This window comes from Floridaenema flaviceps BLCC-F50, assembly GCF_041929275.2.
GTDB lineage: Bacteria > Cyanobacteriota > Cyanobacteriia > Cyanobacteriales > Aerosakkonemataceae > Floridanema > Floridanema flaviceps.
The window spans coordinates 207,346-223,768 of record NZ_JBHFNR020000003.1 but is presented as its reverse complement, the minus strand read 5'-3'; the positions used below and the strand labels follow the sequence as shown (position 1 = coordinate 223,768).

The window sequence follows — 16,423 nt, the reverse complement described above, 5'->3', positions numbered from 1 at the left end:
TGCCCCCCTGCTCCCCTGCCCCCCTGCTCCCCTGCTCCCCTGCTCCCCTGCTCCCCTGCCCCCCTGCTCCCCTGCCCCCCTGCCCCTGGAGCCCCTCTGCTCCCCTGCCCCTGGAGCCCCTCTGCTCAATCAATTTCTTCGATCGCACCTAACAGATCGTTGCTATTAATTTTTTCTAGCATTTCCTCGGCTTGATCGCGATCGCTAAAAGCCCCCACTTGCATGACTACTTTGCCATCAGAAATAGTGCGAAAAGCCCCCGGAACTAAAGATAAAACTTTTGTTTGTTCCTCCAAAGTTCGCACTTCAACCACCACACGGTAACGTAAACCTAATGCCGAAACAGTTTGATTAGTTTGAGGTAAAGTTTGGCTGGGCAAACTGTTAGTATTTACCTGAGAAAATGTCGGGTTCGCTGTTGGTAAAACACCAGGTTGAAGTCCTGTTTGAGGAAGTCTCGCCTGTTGTGAAGTTGGTACTGGTATTGGTACTGCTGTTGGTGTTGAAGTACTTCTGGCGACGACTGTGGGGCGGCGAACTTGTCTTCTCGCCCGCCTTCTGGTAGTAGCCCTCGCCCTTCTGTTGCGACGCGCAGGGCGTTTCCTCACAGTGGGGGCGGGAACTCGAAGTTGTACCGCACTGCCATCATTTGTAAATGCTACGGGGGAACTGCTACGAGGGGCGCTAACTTGAATTAAATTACCATCTACGGAAATGCGTCCAATTAACCGCCTACTAGTTAATTGATTACCATACATGGAAATTACTTGCACCGCAGTTCCGGCATTAATTTCATAGCGACCATTATTACGGAAAATATTACCACCTGGGTCTTGAGCGGTTCCCAAATCTGGCATAGTTTCAGTTAAGGCAACTAAACCATCTCGACTATTGCTTTCGATCGTATTACCGCGCAAAATTGGTCTAGCTTTACCTTGGATCACAATTCCGTCTGTATTTTGGGAGATGCGATTACCTGCGATCGAGGGTGTGGCATCGTTACCAATATTAATGGCAAATCCAGTCCTTTCAAACACATTTTCCCTCACTTCGGGGCGAGAAGAACCGTAAATAGTCATGCCATTTGCCCCATTATTGGCGAAGTAGTTGTTGCGTATTAAAGGGGCACTATTACCTGCTACGGAAATTCCATCGTGACTATTGCCAATGAAAGTACAATCTGCGACTACTGGGTTAGTTGATTCAATCCATAAACCGTAGCCTCTGGTGTTAGGGTTAGTAATTGTGATTCCGGCAATGCCTGATTTGTTAGCGGCGAGGATGGTAATATTTTGACGGGCGAAAGTCGGACTAATGAATAAGCCGCCACCTTTAATAATGATACTTCGACCTTTGCTTGGGGGATCTCCTTGAAGAGTAATGCCAGATTTTAGTTGTAGGGGGAAAGTTTCGCCACTTTGTTGGCTGTAAGTTCCGGGGGCGAGGTAAATGACGGTGTTTTCTCTGGCGACTTTTAAGGCTTGGGTAATGGTTTTGAAAGGTGTGCCGTTGCTACCGTTTCCAGCGGTATCATTACCTGCGATCGGGTTGACAAACAATTGAGTCATGGTTGACTCTGTTTGCGATACTGGGAAACTTTCAACTACTTGCGGCTGTGGTGGTAAAGTAGGGGCGGGTTTAGCAGATAATTGTGCGATCGCAGTAGAAGAATTAATTACAAAACCCGCCCCTACTGCGGTGTTTTCCCAACAAAGCAGGGCTATTGTAGCAAGTCCTAAACTGGCTTTCAGGGAGTGCTTAGTTAAATAGCCGGGGACTAACTTTATGGGAGGTTTTGCCGAATATTGACAGTGGCGTGGTAAATTCACAGCTAGCTGTCCTCCTAAAATTTCCGAGAGTACTAAAGATTAAACTGCAAATCTCAGGTAAAGCAATTGTTAAAGCAAAATTTAATCGCTTCCAAGAGTCTGATTCTCCTGGTAAAAATGAGAAAATTATGCTTTGGGAGCACCCTATCTGACTAATTTATTAGGATTAATGAACTAAATGGAGTTGTGACAATGGTCGATCGCCCCAAGTTATTATTAGCTGAGTTACCCTTACAAGCGCAGCCTGCGTTATGCCGTATTTTAGATGCTAATTTAGACCGCGCTAGAGAAGGTTTAAGAATTGTTGAGGAATGGTGTCGGTTTGGTCTTAATAGTAGCGAGTTGGCGGCAGAATGCAAGCAGTTGCGCCAAGAAATTGCGAAATGGCATACCCCAGAGTTACGGGCGTTTCGCGATACTTTGGGTGATGTGGGAACTGAGTTAAGTCATCCCCAAGAAGAAACTCGCGCCAATATTGGGCAACTTTTACAAGCAAATCTTTGTCGGGTACAAGAGGCGCTGCGAGTTTTGGAAGAGTACGGCAAACTTTACTTAGCAGAGATGGGAAGCGCGTTTAAGCAAATGCGTTATCGCGCATACATTTTAGAGACGAATTTGTTAGGTTATCAACGGCAACAGAAATTGTTGCAGAGTTCGTTGTATCTGGTAACTTCTGCCTCAGAACATTTGTTTGCGATCGTCGAAGCTGCTTTAGAAGGCGGGTTAACTCTGGTGCAGTACCGGGATAAAACGGGGAATGATAATGTTAGGTTTGAAGTTGCGGATAGATTATGTAAACTGTGCCATCATTACGAAGCTTTGTTGATTGTGAATGACCGAGTAGATTTAGCTTTAGCGGTGGATGCTGATGGTGTACATTTGGGTCAGCAGGATATGCCGATCGCAATTGCAAGGCAGTTACTTGGCCCACATCGGATTATAGGACGTTCTACCACAAACCCAGAGGAAATGCAGCGTGCGATCGCAGAAGGCGCAGATTATATTGGGGTAGGCCCAGTTTACGCCACTCCCACCAAAGTCGATAAAGCTGCCACAGGTTTAGAATATGTCCGTTATGCTGCCCAAAACGCGAAATTGCCCTGGTTTGCCATTGGTGGGATTGATCCGAGTAATTTAAATGATGTACTCTCAGCAGGGGCAGATAGAGTTGCTGTAGTTAGGGCAGTTATGCAAGCAGAACAGCCAACGTTAGTGACTCAGTACTTTATCTCGCAGTTGACTCGCGTGCAAACTCTGCGTAATTATCGATCGCACTTACCGCAATCTCATGTCTAATGAAATCACACTACAGGTAAACGGCGAAAACCGTAATTGTCCATCCCAAATGCTAATCCCCGACTTATTAACGCATTTGGGTTTTAATCCCCGTTTAGTAGCTGTAGAGTATAACGGGGAAATTCTGCATCGGCAATTTTGGTTAGAGACTGAGGTGAAGGAGGGCGATAAATTGGAGGTTGTTACGATCGTTGGTGGCGGTTGACATTCTCAGGTCTAAGAGGTTGTTTGAAAAGCCTTGGCAACCAGAAGTCGCGGCTACACGAGACTTTACCCACCTACGAAAAACCTTGATTTTTGTTAGTCCACCTGCGTGAACTTTGTGTATGTAAGTAAGCGGTATTAAATAAAGTAATATTCCCAAATTCTTTAAGTCTCTTGGGATAAGGGGTTCAGCGTTTTGGTTGTTGACTTTAATTTATTACCACCTACTTAGTAGCGAATTACATTCGCCCAAAACTTTTCATAATTTTTAACCCACATTCCGTACCCCTAAATGTAGTGTGTCACACCCTTTATCTTTCGCGCATTTAGTGTATGTGACATTTTTGGGTGCGGAATGTGGGTTGAATTAAATCGACAATTTTATAACCAGGAATTATTCATGGTATTATATCTAACAAGAATAAGCTGTTAAGCATTTAAATTTTTTGCCTGAAATCCTTACTGCAAGGGGTCTAGGCTTCAAAACCCCCAATTTAAATGCGTATCAGCTTATAAAACTGAAAAACTCAATTGTCAATAGTAGAAAGACATAATGAAACCCCGACTTTCCCGTACAACTAAACGTTTTATCAGCCTTTTGTTAATGGCAATAATTATATTAGCGATCGCCCCTTTAGTCAGTGCAACTGTGATAAATCAAAGTTTACCAGAACCTGTTAATCAAGGAATTATAGCATTAACACATGGGAACATACTAGTTCAAATCTCGTTTTTTGATTCCCTCAGCAGCAATGTGATGAACTTCCTCAATAGCGAGATCTTTAAACAGTTGATTCTAGGCTTACTGGCGGCAGGAGTGGCAACCCTATTGCTGGTTATTAGTTGGAATTTAATTAATAGGTTCTTCCGTTTTCTTCCGACTAAGGTGAAAGAATTACAGGCAAAATATACTAGAACAATTCGTATTGGTAGTAAAGAGGTACTTCGCCCGGAACAAATTACTCAATTCTTAATGCGGGTAATTACCTGCAGCCGATTTGTCATTCTAGGGTCGATCGCGCTGTTTTATGTTAACGCTGTTCTTTCCTTTTTTCCCCAAACTCAACCTATAGCCTCCATAATTTTCACCTCCATATTTAACGCAATTAGCCAGGTGGTTTTGGGATTTGTCAATTACATACCCAATTTAATCTTCCTGATTATTTTGTTTTTCACGGCTTATTATTCGCTTAAATTTATTCGGTTTATTTTTGGGGAAATTGAGGCAGGAAATCTAGTTATACCAGATTTTGATCCAGAATGGGCGGCTCCTTCGCAACGAATTATTCAATTTTTAACACTTGCTCTTTGTGGGGTCGTTGCCTTTCCCTATCTTCCTGGGTCAAATAGTGGTGCATTCCAAGGAATTTCCATCTTTATCGGCGTACTGCTTTCAATTGGTTCTAGTACAGCAGTTGCCAATATTATTGCTGGTATTTTGTTAACCTACACCCGCGCATTTAGGATTAATGATGATATTCTAATCGGCGAACTGTGGGGAACCGTGATTGAAAGAGGTCTATTTGTAACTCGACTTCTAAATTACGAGAATCAGTTTGTAAGTATTCCCAACTCAACGATTTTAAGTAGTAACGTGCTTAACTACAGAACTAATCCTCAGCCTAACCCAAGAGATAACATCTATCCTGCACCGTTATGGATTGTAGAGGTTGCCGTTCCTGCTAATGTTCCATCTCAGCAAGTGTACGAAATTTTGAGGAACGCCTCTCGTAAAGTACCAAATGTGGTACAGGAACCAGAGCCTCTCATCTTAAGCTCCGCTTTCAAGCATAACTACATGACTTATCTGTTGAAATATGCTACCCATACACCTAGCATAGTTAAAACAGGTAGTGCGGTGAGAAAACAAATTCTAGATGAGTTTCTCAGTCAAGGTATTATCCTCCATCCGACTCAATACATTGTCTATTATTCTCCAAATGAATCGGATTCTCACAATATTAATCCTTTCGATCGGCAAGTTATTTCTCCAAAGAGGAAACCAAACTCCCAGGAATCGTAAGAACAAAATTTTGAGCAAAAACATGAATTATGATGACCGAGTTTTAAGCTTTTATGCTGATCCTGGCACTCTTTGATCGTCGGTGGTGGGTAAAGAAACAGGGGACACAGTAAGTTCCACTATTTACGGTAAAAAAGATTCTTTGCTCCTACGGTACGGTAATCTACCCAGCAATACACCCCCAGATAGCTGCCCAGGAAAGAGAGAAAGCGATAAATTAGAAGAGTGTAAAGAAGTTGTAACAAAAAAGTGATTAATCAAAGAAGCTGTAGAAAATGACTAAGAACGACTAAAGTCGCTACTACGAACGTTAGAGTGTTTCTTTGAGATAAAAGCTTTTCAAGAGGCTGGGTTATATGTACAAAAAATTACTTTCAGTTATTAAACCACTCGTCAAACCTGTCATTGTTCTTGGTCTGGTGCTTACCTTAGCACTTGGTCATGCTGATGGGGCTTTAGCCGCCCGAACTGGTGGGCGCATTGGTGGTGGTTCTTTTAGTGCCCCTAGCCGCACTTATTCTGGGCCTCGCAGTTATGCACCAGGGCCTTCTGGCGGATATTATCCTTATGGGGGTGGCGGTTTTGGGTTTCCCTTCCTGATTCCATTTTTTGGATTTGGGGGCGGTTTTGGTGGTTTGTTTACCATCATCATCTTCTTAACTTTGGCTAACTTTTTGGTACAAACCTTCCGTCGTGTAGGCGCTGGTGAATCTGAAGAGTTAGGCTATTCCAGCAACCCGACTGTTTCTGTAGCCAAGTTACAGGTTGGTTTGTTGGCAGGTGCGCGGACTCTGCAAGCAGAACTAAATCAAATTGCCGAAAAAGCTGATACAGGTTCTCCTGAAGGTCGCGCCGAAGTGGTACAAGAAGCTACATTAGCTTTGTTGCGCCATCCAGAATACTGGGTTTATGCAGGTGGGGAAAGTCAACAAGCACGTTTAGCTGGTGCAGAAGCTCAATTTAACCGCTTTTCTTTGGCAGAACGGAGTAAGTTTACTTCTGAAACTCTTTCTAATATGAATAATCTGCTGAAGCAAGCTACTCCAAATGCTGCTTTACCAGCGGGTGAAACTTCTGGTGCTTTAGTAGAAACGCAACAAGAGTCAGGTGAATATATTGTAGTGACTCTGTTAGCAGCTACCTTGGGCAAAGTTGAATTACCAAAAGTGAATAGTTCAGAAGATTTGCGTCAAGCATTGCGTCAGTTTGGTGGTATTCCTGGAGATAAATTATTAGCAATGGAAGTTCTCTGGACTCCCCAAGCAGAAGGCGATACTCTCTCTTCTGATGACATGATTGCCGAATATCCCAATTTGAAACTGATTTAATGGGGTTTTACGAATCGCTAATTTGATCCCCCCTAACCCCCCTTACAAAGGGGGGAACTCTTTTCAAAGTCCCTCTTACAAAGAAGGGAAATCTTTATCAAAGTCCCCTTTATTACCTTTCAAAGTCCCCCTTATTAAGGGGGATTTAGGGGGATCAAATCAGGCGACTCGAATCAAACAATCAAAAATCAAAACAGGGTTAGTTAATTCTAGCCCTGTTTTTTATTATGTTAATTACTAATTAGGAAACCAATTTTTATCAAGTAATTGGTCAAGAGAATAAGGACATTGTTCTGGTAGAGAAGTTAGTTGAGTTTTTTTATGGACAATCAATAAAGCATTTTGGTAGATTTTGGGCAATTCATCTGCTAAATAATTTTGTAAATTAGTGGTAAGTTTATCTTCTAACTGAACCCTAAAAGTAATAATCTCTGCCGCCCAGTGATTTGCGTTTCTCTCTTTCTCTAATTCCCAAAATTGATACAACATTAGATGAACAATAATCTGTAATAGCAAACTTTTAACAGCATTTCTTTCGCTGCGTCCCAATGCTTCCAACTCCTCAATTAAATTGTCATAATCTAAGTTTTCCAGATCGCGATTTTTGAGTAGCTTAACCATTTCTGTTAACCAGCGATCGTACTCATTTTCATAAAGTCGCTTTAAATTCAGTATTTTAGTTTCCATATCATTTTTTTAGCTCGTTTTTTCGTACTTTAATATTCATAGGACTACCCAAAACCTTTATCCGTAGGGTGCGTTAACGCCAGTGTAACGCACCATCCCGCTATAGCCATTCTAGTTGTTCTTAGTTAACCTAAAAGCCCATTGTTCGGAAGATTTAACAATGGGTTGAAGTGCTTAGATTAGATCAATTTTAAGTTAATTTATTGCTTTAACCGTTTTTCCGCACTTTGGTAACGGATAGATTCAGCGAGGAAGAAAACTACACCAGAAATTAACATTAGGATGACGCTGAGGGCGTTAATATCCGGTTTAACCCCTGTACGAATGCGGCTAAAAATTTCCATTGGTAAAGTAGTTGCGCCGCTACCTGCGGTAAAACTAGCAATCAGGAAGTCATCTAAACTGAGGACGAAAGCGAGGAGACAGCCGGAGATGATTCCGGGCATGAGTTCGGGTAATAATACTTTTAAGAATGCTTGTCTGGGTGTTGCGCCTAAGTCGAGTGCAGCTTCTTCTAAGTGGGGGTCTAAATCTGCGAGGCGGGTAGACACAACTAGTCCGACGTAGGCGAGACAAAAGACGACGTGGGCAGCGACGATAGTCCAAATGCTGAGGCGGATTTGCACGACGGCGAGGAAGACTAGGGTGGCGACTGCGATCGCAATATCTGGAATAATCAAAGGCAAGTAAGATACGCCTCGATACAAAGTTTTTCCCCGAAAGCGATACCGCGCCAAACCTACAGCCATCAACGTCCCAATCACTGCCGCAATTCCCACCGCAGAAACAGCCACAATCAAGCTATTCTGTAAAGCTGAGAGAATCCGCTGATCCTGAAACAGCTGTTGATACCATTTCAGAGTAAAACCTTCCCAACTAGCACTAAAGCGAGATTCATTAAAACTGAAAAAAGCTAGTACCAGGATTGGTAAGTACATATAAACAAACATTAGCAGCGAGAAAATTAACTGCCAATAAAAGCGGGGTTTTTCCTGGGACTGTAGTTTAGGCATTAGCCCGTCGTCTGTTTCGTGCTTCACAACTTTCTAATTTACCGGATTGGGTGTTATTTCTCTATTCCTCAATCTTGCACTCAAATCAGTAGGGTGTGTATAGCCGAAGGAAAATCTAGATCCCCGACTTCTTGAAGAAGTCGGGGATCTGGGCAACAACCCTAATTTTCTTCTCTTTCCTTCGCTTCCTTCGCGTCTTCGTGGTTCATTAAAAAAAGCGTATTTTGTCCAAGTTATCTCAAACTGCTGACTTCTTGAGTAGCTATCCTTTTTGATTTGTGAGAAAGATTTTTTTTGAACCACGAAGACACGAAGGACACGAAGAAGAAGAGGAAGGAAGAAGGAATAAGGGTTAAGGAGTCCTCACTGTATAGACTAAGCGAAAACCGGAATCATTGTGGCGATAGCTGGGCGAAGCAAAGCTACGAAAAGCAGAGGTACAACTAGCAGGACCAACATACCAAGAACCCCCACGCAGCACCCGATAATTGTAATTTCCCTGCATCTCCCACACTGCTGCATTTGATGGCGCTCCTAGATAATTTTTATGCCAAGGATCAGCGCACCATTCCCAAATGTTTCCGTGCATATCGTAAAGTCCAAAGGCATTTGCTACTGCAACACTTTCCACAATAGTTGTTTTTTGCCAATAGATTCCTTTTGGTTCTGAAGCATAAGTGTATCTACCATCGTAGCGAGCTAAGTCAGAATTAATTGTTTCTCCAAAATGGAAAGGTGTAGTTGTACCTGCGCGACAAGCATATTCCCATTCTGCTTCACTAGGTAAACGGTAAATACGTCCGGTTTTTTTGGAAAGTCGCGCACAAAATTCTACTGCGTCGCCCCATGATACCTTTTCTACTGGTCGATTTGCACCTTTAAAATGAGATGGATCGGGATCGAGTTGAGTCTTAATTTTAGGTAAAGCAGCAACAGCTTTCCATTGTGCTTGAGTAACGGGACTTTTTCCCATGAAAAATGATGCTACATTTACTCGGTGTTGTGGGCGTTCGTTATCTTTTCCTTCTCCCTTTGGTGAACCCATGATAAATTTTCCACCGGGAATAGATACCATTTCTAAAGTTACACCATTGCCTAAATCTTCAACAAAAAATTCTGCTTGACTGCGTTCGGTTTTGATTTTCTTTCCCGTAGAGTCTACTGTGACTACATCAAATTCAAAAAGCTGCAAATTACTTGAGCGTTTAACATTAGTTTGAGCATTATTTGCTTCTGGTATTGTAGTCGTGCTAGCGGTTTTGGGAGGGTTTGATTTTGGTGCTGTACTTGTGGTACTTTTATGGTTTGGTTTTGGAGAATTCAAAATTTGTAACACTTCCTCTGATGACTGAAACCTATCTTTCGGAAAATGCGCTAATAGCTTATCTAAAAGTTTTCCCAGTTCACTGCTAAATTTTAGCCCTTTTTTCTGAAGATATTCTCGCCATAACCAATGCCCTTCATGAGCATCATATAACGGATCATCAAATTCACCCGAAATATCAGGAACAGGTAAACATCCAGTTAACAACCGCACGCAAGTTGCACCTAAACTATATAAGTCACTACCATGACAAGGACGACCTGCCATTTGTTCAGTTGGTGCATATCCAGGTGTGTAAATTCCTGTTGCAGCTTTCGCTAAACTAGTCTGAGTTACTTGCTTTGCACCACCAAAATCAATTAATACTAATTTTCCATCTTTTTGACGACGGATAATATTGTCTGGTTTAATATCTCGATGAATGACGTTGCTTTCGTGAATGAATTTCAGCACAGGTAACAAATCATGCAAAATCTGCAAAATTTGCTCTTCATTAAAAGCACCTTGTCGCACTTCTTCTAATAAAGTTTGCCCCTTGATAAACTCCTGCACCAAGTAAAGGCGAGTTCCTTGTTCAAAGTAAGCAATCAATCGAGGAATTTGGGAATGACGATCGCCTAATTCAAAAAGTCGCTTTGCTTCTTGTTTAAACAGTTCTGCTGCTTTGTTTAAAGCTGCGGTTCCCTGCACTTGAGGCACAAATTGTTTGATCACACAAGGATCATCCAATTTATCTACATCCTCTGCTTGGTAAGTTCTGCCAAATCCGCCTTCACCAATTAATCCAATTACCCGAAAGCGGTTTCTAAATAATGTACCAAGATTGTTTGCACCACAATAACTACAGAAGCGATTGCCGTCAGGATTAAAGGGATTTGGGCAATTCGGATTTTGACATATTTGCATAGTTAGTTAGAGCTTTGTTTGGCAGAAAGTGGAATTGCTTTCTACCTCGCAAGGGTTTTTAGTTTGAAAAATTAGTATATATGAGCAGACCTTTTCCATTATCTAGATAGTATCATGTCAAGTTAATTTTTACTAGTGCCAATTTGTTAAGATTTTCGGCAAAAATTTTATGCTTTTGCCGATCGCACTTAGTTGATTTAAGTGCGATCGCGCCTACTAATTCCCCAATCTCTACCTTTTCTTAAAAAGCTAGTATTAAAACAATGACAAAACCGCAAAAATTTACGACTGTTGCTGATAAATTAGCCGCAACTCCTCTACTGTACTCGCCGTTCTCAACCCAGTGTGAATGGCTCTTAATTGATCTATATCTTCTAGCACGGAAATTTCCGGTAACAAGCTTAATCCACTCTCACCAAATTTTAACTCTAACCCTAATTCAATACTTTCTAAAAGTATCTGTTTCATCTGTTGTCGGCTTTGCTGAATACCTTGCTCAATACCTTGTTCAATACCCTTTTCAATTCCAAATCTTTCAACGCTGGTGATATACGGCATACGTCTTTCTCCTTCTAATTGAATTACTTCTTGCCAAAACTCTCGATCTAATTCTTGTGGGAGGCTCATTATCCAGTCTATAAACTGGAATATATTTATGATATCTTTCCGTTCATAACCTTGTTCGTACAACCGTCTAGTTAAAGCTAATTTCCACTCTTTACGCTCAGTTCTATTATCGCGGGTTTCCAGAGCTTTCAAGTGTGCCATTACTACAGTAGCAAAGGGGTTGCGGTTTTCTTGTAACGCCGACCATTGTTGTTGGTAGTCAAGCAATTTCACTACGGGAAATCTAAATCTGATTTCGCATCCAAATAATTCATAGCCAAATTGTTCGGGTCGCCAGTTTTTTCGCTCGTCACCTAATACGGCTAGAGAAGCTACAGTGCGCTTGTAGCGATCGTATATCCGATAATTATAAGTAAACATCCTCTCGGCAAAGTCCGATTCTTCTTGACTCTGCACTTCTACATGAAGCAAAACCCAAACTTCTGAACCATTTTTAAGATAAATCTTTACCAGTTTATCAACTAATCGTCGCCCTAATTCGGCATCCCGCACTACTTGTTGTAGTTCCTTATCTAGAAATTCCGGGGGGCGCGTCCAATCGATTTCTTGATGAGCTTCCGGGAAAAAGAATAATATAAATTCCTCAAAATAGCCTTGTAAGATATCTTTCCAAGGAGTATCGAATTCTGTTTGGGGATTGGTCATGCACCTTGATGAGTAGTAGGTAGTTTAGCTCTGGGTATTTTATGTAGTTTACACCCGTTAGCCAATTTAAATTAGTATATATGAGCGCACCTTTTCCATTATTTAGATAGTATCATATCAAGTTAATTTTTACTAGTACCCATTTGTTAAATTTATGGGAAATAAACAGTCTTTATATTTGAGAATATGGCAGCTTAATTTAATTCAAAAGGTCTGATGCTTCGCCAGGAAAAAAGTTAGAATCCAATGCCTGATTTAATTCGTAAGGGCATTCATAGGGAAAAACTTTGTAGCTCATAGAAGTTTCTTGAACAGCTAAGTCTAAACCGTCCAAATAGGCTTTTTCTTTGGCTTCGGGTAAATAAGGTTTTAAACTAGGATTTTCTTCGAGTAGTTCTATAATTCGTCGCCTTTGTTCCTTGATTGTACCCAGCCAACTATTAGAACGATGACTTGGCTGAAACTCCCACTTAAGTAAATGTCCAAATAGAATAGCCAAACGGTTTCGCAATTTTTGGCGTTCCTGTTTCCCCAATGATTCTATCTCCTCAATCAAATTTGGGACATCTAAACTATCCCATGAACCTTCTCGCAAAAACTGGGCTTGTTCTATAGTCCAAGCATAGAAATCTGTTTCATACAGTTCGGAATTTTTGGGAGTAATTGTTTGATTTTGTGTCATAAGCCTGTCTCCAAAAACCAATCCCTAGTCCCCAGTTCCTAACGCTGAGGAGTTGCTTCACCAAATCGAATTAAAAGGGCGATCGCAATACTAACCACCATAATTAATAACATACTCAATGCTGAACCAAATCCCCAATTTTGTGTCGCCCCTAAAAATTGGTTATAAATCAGCCGAGAAACTGTCATACTAGAAGCACCACCAAGCAATTCTGGATCGACAAAATCACCTAATCCGGTAATAAAAACTAGCAAGGAACCTGCGGCTATTCCGGGTAAAGTTTGCGGTATGGTAACTTTGGTGAATGTCTGAATCGGATTTGCACCTAAGTCTGCTGCTGCTTCTAATAATCTGCGGTCTAATTTCTCTAAAGAAGCATACAAAATTAATACCATGTAAGGCAATAATCCGTAACCCATGCCGATGAGAACTGCTGTATCCGTGTAAAGAATATCTACTGGAGGAATGCCAATATTAGCCAGAATTGTATTTAAAACTCCACTGCGACGTAAAATGGTAATCCAGGCATAAGTTCTCAACAAGGAAGAAGTCCACAAGGGTAAAACAAAGGCAACTAAAATTAAGTTACGCCATCTTTTTGGACTCAATAAGGCAATCCAATAAGCTACCGGAAATCCTAAAAGTAGGCAAATTATTGTGGTTCCGAAGGCTAAATAGAGCGATCGCCCTATTACCCTCAGATATACTGGTTGAAATGCTTGGATATAGTTGGCTATTCCCGAAGGATTTACTACCTGTCCAGGTTTAATTCCCGGAACTAAACTTAATTCAAAAATTACTAGGGTGGGAAGTACTAATAACAGTAATAACCATAACCCAGAAGGGCCAAGTAGTAACAGAGGTTCCCACCAACGTTGACCAACTTTTCCACTGGGATTTTTGGCGGGAACAGGTGGATTAGAGCTAGGATTTACTGAGGGAATTTGGGTAGACACAGTTCGATTTTAGTTTGAGATTTTAGATTTGGGATTGGGGTTTGGAATGGCGATTTTAGCTGCTTCTTAGTTGAGTCCAGTAGTTATCGTAAACTTCACTAAATTTACCAACTGGAGTTATTCTTTCTGATTTTGCTATCACTGATTCTGGGGGAAATAAGGTAGTATTTTTGACTATTTTTTCTGGTAACTGTTTGAGTGCGGTATTATTTGCTGTGGCAAAGTTTAAAGTTTCTGTAACTAGTGCCGCCACCGAAGGTTCTAACATAAAATTAATCCAAGCATAAGCTGCATCGGCATTGGGTGCATTTTTGGGAATTACCATTGTATCTGTCCACAGGGATGTTCCACTGCGGGGAATTGCATATTTTAAATCTGGGTTTTCTTCGATTACTTCCATCGCATCCGCTGAATAACCCATTGCTATTAATAAGTCTCCTGCTAAGATTTGTTCTTTCCAAGCATCGGTGGTAAAAGATGCGATCGCAGGCTTTAAAACCTTCAATTTTTCATAAGCTTTTCTCACTTCTTGGGGATTAGTGGAATTATAAGAATAACCCATCATTCGTAAAGTCGCTCCCATAACTTCCCGCACGTCATCCATTAAAGTCATGCGTTTAGCTAATATTTGTTGATTTTGCCACAAATACTCCCAATCTTCTGGCGGTTTCGGGAGTTTTTTGCTATTATAAATTAACCCGGTTGTTCCCCAACTAACTGGTACACTATGACGGTTTCCTGGGTCATATTCGGGGTTTTTAAATTGGGGCATCAAATAATTTAAACCACTGAGGCGCTCGTGGTCTAATTCCCTTAACAAACCCAACTCTAACATTTGTCTGACCATATAATCAGAAGGATAAATAATGCTATAGTCAGCACCACCACCCGCCTGAATTTTAGCTAACATCGCTTCATTAGAATCAAAAACATTGGCGATTGCTGCTACACCAGTATTTTCCGTAAATTTATTTAGTAACTCGTTATTAGTATAACCAGACCAAGTGTAAATATATAATTTATTAGGATTACCTTTCTCACTGGTGGCAGGTCTTACTTGAGCCAAAGTCCAGCCACAACTAGAAAGCACTAATCCTGAAGTAGCTGCTACTGCTGTTTTGAGAAAATTACGTCGTTTTAAAGCCAGACTTTTCATTGTTAAATTGGTAGATGGCGAGCGATTTTTCCTACTGCTTTAACAGTAGCGCACTGATTGTTCTAAGGGTAAAGGTTCGCCTGTTTCGGCATCGGTATTTTGACAGGCGAATAACATTTCAGGAGAAAGTTTTTCAAATTCTAAGCGATCGGTAAAAGCTTTGAGAATATAACCCCGGAGTTCCTTATAAGGTAAGTGAGTTAGCTCGTCGGTTTCCGCAGTAAAAGAACGTAAAATCAGAGAACCATAAGGATGACAACCTTGGCTGATCTTTGTTCTAAATAATGCTTTAGTACGACGATCGTAACCATACTTTACTTTGTCTGCTTCCCGGGTTAAATCGACGACAAAGCATTCTCCTTCACTGTTGAGGAAAGTAGCGATCGCTGTTTTTGGACAGTGAGATTCTAACTCTTGCAAAAATTGATCTAATCCCAGCATTTTACTCTTTATCCTGATGAATTGGGCATCATTGAATCAGAGGAACTTCTGGATTTAATCAACTGATTCAACTATTGACTAAAGCCAGACAATCGCTAGTATGCCAGTAAACATAGACAGGTTGATTCATATCCGGTATAGCGAAATTATTAGCTTGCTTTACCGTCAGGCGATCGCCAGAATCCAGTTCTACCAAACAATGAACATGAGTTCCCAAATACATAACATTTTTTAACTGTCCAGCAAAACAGTTACCTTTTAAACAAGGAGCCTCAAAACTAAGTTTAATTTTCTCCGGTCGCACACTGACAACTACAGGATCTTGAGACCCAAAAACCGGAGCAGATTCCTGTTTTTGGACAAAGATTTTCATTTTATTATCGGTCAAAACTTGTAAATCTGAACCTTCAACAGCAATCACGCGACCGCGAAACAGATTAGTATCACCAATAAAATCTGCCACAAAAGCAGTTTGGGGACGTTCATAAATTTCGCTAGGACTACCGATTTGTTCGATTTTACCTTCGTGCATAACGGAAATGCGATCGCTCAAACTCAAAGCTTCTTCTTGATCGTGAGTTACCATGACAAAAGTTAACCCCAAATCTTGATGAAGATTTGATAATTCCACTTGCATTTCCTTCCGCAATTTTAAATCCAGTGCGCCCAAAGGTTCATCTAACAACAACACAGCGGGACGATTAACCAAAGCCCTAGCTAAAGCTACCCGTTGCTGTTGACCTCCCGAAAGTTGAGAGGGAAAACGGTTAGCTAATGATTCCATTTTGACTAATTTGAGAGCACTTTTAACGCGATCGGCAAGCGCGGCTTTATTAAGGCGTTTAATTCGTAAACCAAAAGCCACATTTTCCCACACCGTCAAATGATTAAACAGCGCATAACTTTGAAACACCGTATTGACGGGACGACGGTAGGGAGGAACATGAGTCATCGACTGATTTTGAATCAACACCTCACCAGCAGAAGGCGACTCAAAACCAGCAATTAAACGTAAGGTAGTGGTTTTACCGCACCCTGAAGGGCCAAGAATACTAAAAAATTCGCCTTGGTGGATATTCAAGTCAACCCCACGGACAGCAGTTTCCCCGTTGAAAACCTTAAAAACCTTACGCAGTTCAACATCCAGCGCCTTGTTAGTGTACTTCGCATCTTGATTCTGGACGGCAATTTGAGACATAATGGCGACTTCCTGTAGAGATGCCCTAGTTACAAAATTAAAACAGATTGAATCAACTGATTCAGGAGCAAAATAGTTCTTGGCTTATTTTGACATTCTGCCCTAAGC

At 41.3% G+C, this 16,423-nt stretch carries 14 protein-coding genes; 4 read left to right on the top strand and 10 right to left on the bottom strand.

The genetic code is table 11. The features are described from left to right. Positions 1–125 precede the first annotated feature (125 nt). Entirely contained in the window at positions 126–1,829 is a 1,704-nt protein-coding gene (locus ACE1CI_RS30080; protein ID WP_413262435.1) for a DUF1565 domain-containing protein, read from the bottom strand. Between the two features lie 192 nt (positions 1,830–2,021). Here ACE1CI_RS30080 and ACE1CI_RS30075 point away from each other — a divergent pair, with 192 nt between their 5' ends. The 4 genes from ACE1CI_RS30075 (at position 2,022) to ACE1CI_RS30060 (ending at position 6,680) form a co-directional block, all read left to right on the top strand. Then, positions 2,022–3,125 carry a thiamine phosphate synthase gene (locus ACE1CI_RS30075; RefSeq protein WP_413262434.1) on the top strand — a complete coding sequence of 368 codons (1,104 nt, stop codon included), beginning with the start codon at positions 2,022–2,024 and terminating at the stop codon, positions 3,123–3,125. Next, entirely contained in the window at positions 3,118–3,330 is a 213-nt protein-coding gene (gene thiS / locus ACE1CI_RS30070) for a sulfur carrier protein ThiS (RefSeq protein ID WP_413262433.1), read from the top strand. The genes ACE1CI_RS30075 and thiS overlap by 8 nt, the downstream gene beginning before the upstream one ends. Before the next feature lie 552 nt (positions 3,331–3,882). Next, complete coding sequence (locus ACE1CI_RS30065) at positions 3,883–5,352, top strand: mechanosensitive ion channel family protein (RefSeq protein ID WP_413262432.1); 1,470 nt, start codon at positions 3,883–3,885, stop codon at positions 5,350–5,352. 356 nt (positions 5,353–5,708) lie between these two features. Beyond that, entirely contained in the window at positions 5,709–6,680 is a 972-nt protein-coding gene (locus ACE1CI_RS30060) for a DUF1517 domain-containing protein (RefSeq protein ID WP_413262431.1), read from the top strand. Positions 6,681–6,917: 237 nt separating this feature from the next. Here ACE1CI_RS30060 and ACE1CI_RS30055 read toward each other — a convergent pair whose 3' ends face one another. The 9 genes from ACE1CI_RS30055 to ACE1CI_RS30015 form a co-directional block, all read right to left on the bottom strand. Continuing rightward, complete coding sequence (locus tag ACE1CI_RS30055; RefSeq protein ID WP_413262430.1) at positions 6,918–7,367, bottom strand: DUF29 domain-containing protein; 450 nt, start codon at positions 7,365–7,367, stop codon at positions 6,918–6,920. Positions 7,368–7,567: 200 nt separating this feature from the next. Further along, positions 7,568–8,380 (bottom strand): ABC transporter permease, encoded by an 813-nt coding sequence (locus ACE1CI_RS30050; RefSeq protein ID WP_413262452.1) that lies wholly within the window; start codon positions 8,378–8,380, stop codon positions 7,568–7,570. 352 nt (positions 8,381–8,732) lie between these two features. Continuing rightward, on the bottom strand, positions 8,733–10,610 hold the full coding sequence (locus ACE1CI_RS30045; protein ID WP_413262429.1) for a bifunctional serine/threonine-protein kinase/formylglycine-generating enzyme family protein: 1,878 nt from the start codon (positions 10,608–10,610) through the stop codon (positions 8,733–8,735). A gap of 282 nt (positions 10,611–10,892) precedes the next feature. After that, positions 10,893–11,882, bottom strand: a complete 990-nt coding sequence (locus ACE1CI_RS30040; protein ID WP_413262428.1) for an RpnC/YadD family protein — start codon at positions 11,880–11,882, stop codon at positions 10,893–10,895. Positions 11,883–12,081: 199 nt separating this feature from the next. Then, positions 12,082–12,564, bottom strand: coding sequence for a DUF29 domain-containing protein (locus ACE1CI_RS30035; RefSeq protein ID WP_413262427.1), 483 nt, complete (start codon positions 12,562–12,564; stop codon positions 12,082–12,084). A gap of 38 nt (positions 12,565–12,602) precedes the next feature. Then, complete coding sequence (locus tag ACE1CI_RS30030) at positions 12,603–13,520, bottom strand: ABC transporter permease (RefSeq protein ID WP_413262426.1); 918 nt, start codon at positions 13,518–13,520, stop codon at positions 12,603–12,605. A gap of 55 nt (positions 13,521–13,575) precedes the next feature. Further along, a complete protein-coding gene (locus ACE1CI_RS30025; RefSeq protein WP_413262425.1) occupies positions 13,576–14,676 on the bottom strand; it encodes an ABC transporter substrate-binding protein in 1,101 nt (366 codons plus the stop codon). Positions 14,677–14,715: 39 nt separating this feature from the next. Further along, the gene (locus tag ACE1CI_RS30020; protein WP_413262424.1) at positions 14,716–15,117 is read right to left on the bottom strand and encodes a hypothetical protein; all 402 of its coding nucleotides are present in this window, start codon (positions 15,115–15,117) and stop codon (positions 14,716–14,718) included. 67 nt (positions 15,118–15,184) lie between these two features. Then, the gene (locus ACE1CI_RS30015; RefSeq protein WP_413262423.1) at positions 15,185–16,315 is read right to left on the bottom strand and encodes an ABC transporter ATP-binding protein; all 1,131 of its coding nucleotides are present in this window, start codon (positions 16,313–16,315) and stop codon (positions 15,185–15,187) included. Between the last annotated feature and the right edge of the window lie 108 nt (positions 16,316–16,423).